Raw genomic sequence first — 2,500 nt, 5'->3', positions numbered from 1 at the left:
TGGCTGATTACCCCTGCCTGCTCACCAGTGAACCAGTAACCGCCACCCTGATGACCAACATCATAGCCTTGCACAAAGAAAGTCCTGCTTCACCAGCAAGGACCTGTAAAAACTGCGCAGCAGCAACCCTGGTAGACTTCCGACACAACCACTGCCAGTGGAGAGAAGCAGTTTAAATCAGTATTTAAGTGACCCCCTTGGGTCACTGATCTTCCATTTTTAGATTAAACTAAAATTTTCAGGGGGTAAAAAATGAAGTGTTATATTTGTGCTGAGGAGGGTAAATCCACCGATGCCGTGGCCATCTGCATAGTATGTGGTATGGGGCTGTGTATGGATCATGCCATTCGTCAGGAAACTGAATTATGGACAGGGGGATATCCTTTCCCTGCAGAGAAAGTAGAGGAAACCCTGCCTAGAATACTATGTAAATACTGTGCAACAGCCCTTAAAAAAGGAGAACCTAAAGGAGGGTAAATAAGATGGTTTCTTTAATGAAAAGATCAGTAGCCGAACTTATTGGAACATTTATCCTTGTCTTTTTTGGTACCGGTGCTGCCATCATTACCCTGATGATAAGTCAAGGTCAAACACCACCCAATTCATTTAACATTGGAATAGGTGCGCTGGGAGGGCTTGGTGATTGGCTAGCCATAGGACTGGCTTTTGGATTAGCTATTTCAGCGTGTATTTATGGTTTTGGAAAGGTATCGGGTTGTCATATTAACCCGGCAGTTACCATTGCCCTGTGGTCCGTGAAAAAATTCCCATCACGGGATGTTGTGCCCTACGTGGTAGCCCAACTTATAGGAGCAGCCCTGGCCAGTTTGGCCCTGGCCTACATCATTGGAATGGGAGCAGTAACCACGGGAGGTTTAGGTGCCACAGCGCCCTTTGAGGGTATCGGTTACCTGCAGGCCATAGTGGCCGAAGCTATTGGAACTTTCATACTAATGCTGGCTATAATGGGAGTGGCAGTGGATAGGGATGCACCTCCTGGTTTTGCCGGACTGATAATTGGTTTAACTGTTGCCGGTGCTATCACCACCCTGGGGAACATAACCGGAGCATCACTCAACCCTGCCCGGACCTTTGGACCTTACCTGGGAGATCTACTTCTGGGAGGTTCCAATCTGTGGGCCTACTTCCCTATATACATCATAGGGCCCATAGTAGGGGCAGTTTTAGCAGCTTTTGTCTATAACTATCTTTCCGAAACACCGCAGACAGGGTAATTCCTATTCAAGGGTGCAAAAAGCCCTATTTAGGGCACCATCAGCAAAATTAGGGATAACCTAACCGAGAACAATAGAGGGAATTGAATAACCTTCCCTTATTTTTTTTATTCTTTGAATTCTTATTTTCAAGAAAAAATAAACATACTTTAAACTTAGACTACTCTAAACCTTAAAACTACTTTTAAACAGATAAAAATAGAGATTAATCCGCAAAAATATAACTTGGAGAACAATTATTTTTGAAAAACAATGATTTAAAAAATTTCCACCCCTAATTTAACCGGGTAATATTCATAAACAGGATAATTTACCCCCTAAAATTTAATCTTAAAATGGGGATAAGCTTATTAAAGGGTGTGGTAAAAGTATATTGCAACTGAAATATCCTAATTTTCACGACTAACATTAAAGAGAATTATTCAGGATACAGGGATATCTAAATTTTAATATCCATTCATGCAGATTATGGAGTGACTATATATGAGAGAAATACCTATCAATTGGGTAGCAGTATTACTAGTCGTTGTACTCGCCGGAGGATTTGTTGGAGGTTATTTCACGGGTATAATGAATTCTGCTGGAAATTTCACCCTTAATATAACCAACAGTTCCAGTGATGCCGGTAGTAATTATGAAGATGACAGCTCAACCTCATCCTACTACAAAACCAACACCGCTAAAACCACTACAACCAAGAATACAGCTACCAACACCCAATCTAACACACAACCCAATACTCAAACCAATACCCAAACCAACATTACAACCTAACACACAGACTGAACCTCAAAGCGGTTGAATAAATAAAACATATTGGGTTAAACCCAAACCGGGTTCAATTAACCCCCAAATATCTTTTTTTTAAGTTTTTTGTATTTAGTATAGGGAGCACTATTTAATTTTAAAATTAGAAAGGATTAATAAAAAATTCAATCAAAAAAAGCCTTAATCCTTAACATCTTCGTCCAGTGAGGCCATTACTTCTTCTGTGGATTTTTTAACCACTTTGGCAGCAGTTTTAAAATCTTCCAGTTCATTATCAGTCATTTTGACACTGATTACTCTTTCTACTCCATTTATACCTAATTTAACAGGTACTCCCAGACACACATCACTTACTTCGTCTATTTCACCATCTAAAAATGTGGTGAGGGTTAGTATTCTCTTTTCATCGTTTATGATGGTTTTCACTGTGTTGGAAATAGCAAAGGCAGGCCCGTACTCAGTGGCCCCCTTCTTGTTAATTACGTAGCTACCGGCGT

At 40.6% G+C, this 2,500-nt stretch carries 4 protein-coding genes and 1 pseudogene (1 of these 5 cut by a window edge); 4 read left to right on the top strand and 1 reads right to left on the bottom strand.

Annotation, left to right across the window (positions count from 1 at the left end):
• The 4 genes from QC759_RS00865 to QC759_RS00850 form a co-directional block, all read left to right on the top strand.
• Positions 1-176, top strand: partial view of a DUF2193 domain-containing protein gene (locus QC759_RS00865; RefSeq protein ID WP_048072248.1) — the 3' portion only. The gene continues 1,324 nt to the left of window position 1, outside the view; only the last 176 of its 1,500 coding nucleotides appear in the window; its start codon lies off the left edge, out of view; it ends in the stop codon at positions 174-176.
• A 76-nt stretch (positions 177-252) separates the two neighbouring features.
• On the top strand, positions 253-477 hold the full coding sequence (locus QC759_RS00860; protein WP_048072247.1) for a DUF2180 family protein: 225 nt from the start codon (positions 253-255) through the stop codon (positions 475-477).
• 5 nt (positions 478-482) lie between these two features.
• Positions 483-1,235 carry an MIP/aquaporin family protein gene (locus tag QC759_RS00855; protein WP_048072246.1) on the top strand — a complete coding sequence of 251 codons (753 nt, stop codon included), beginning with the start codon at positions 483-485 and terminating at the stop codon, positions 1,233-1,235.
• Positions 1,236-1,718: 483 nt separating this feature from the next.
• A complete protein-coding gene (locus QC759_RS00850; RefSeq protein ID WP_048072245.1) occupies positions 1,719-2,009 on the top strand; it encodes a hypothetical protein in 291 nt (96 codons plus the stop codon).
• Positions 2,010-2,183: 174 nt separating this feature from the next.
• Here the strand turns inward: QC759_RS00850 and QC759_RS00845 are convergent.
• Positions 2,184-2,500, bottom strand: a pseudogene (locus QC759_RS00845) (malate dehydrogenase); the annotation flags it as partial.

Source organism: Methanobacterium formicicum (assembly GCF_029848115.1).
Classification (GTDB): domain Archaea; phylum Methanobacteriota; class Methanobacteria; order Methanobacteriales; family Methanobacteriaceae; genus Methanobacterium; species Methanobacterium formicicum.
Note: the sequence above shows the minus strand (reverse complement) of the source record. Positions and strands in the feature narration are given on the sequence as shown.

Excerpts from the sequence above, each read along its gene's own strand:
- QC759_RS00860 (WP_048072247.1), top strand. The coding sequence starts at position 253 with ATGAAGTGTTATATTTGTGCTGAGGAGGGTAAATCCACCGATGCCGTG.
- QC759_RS00855 (WP_048072246.1), top strand. The coding sequence starts at position 483 with ATGGTTTCTTTAATGAAAAGATCAGTAGCCGAACTTATTGGAACATTT.
- QC759_RS00850 (WP_048072245.1), top strand. The coding sequence starts at position 1,719 with ATGAGAGAAATACCTATCAATTGGGTAGCAGTATTACTAGTCGTTGTA.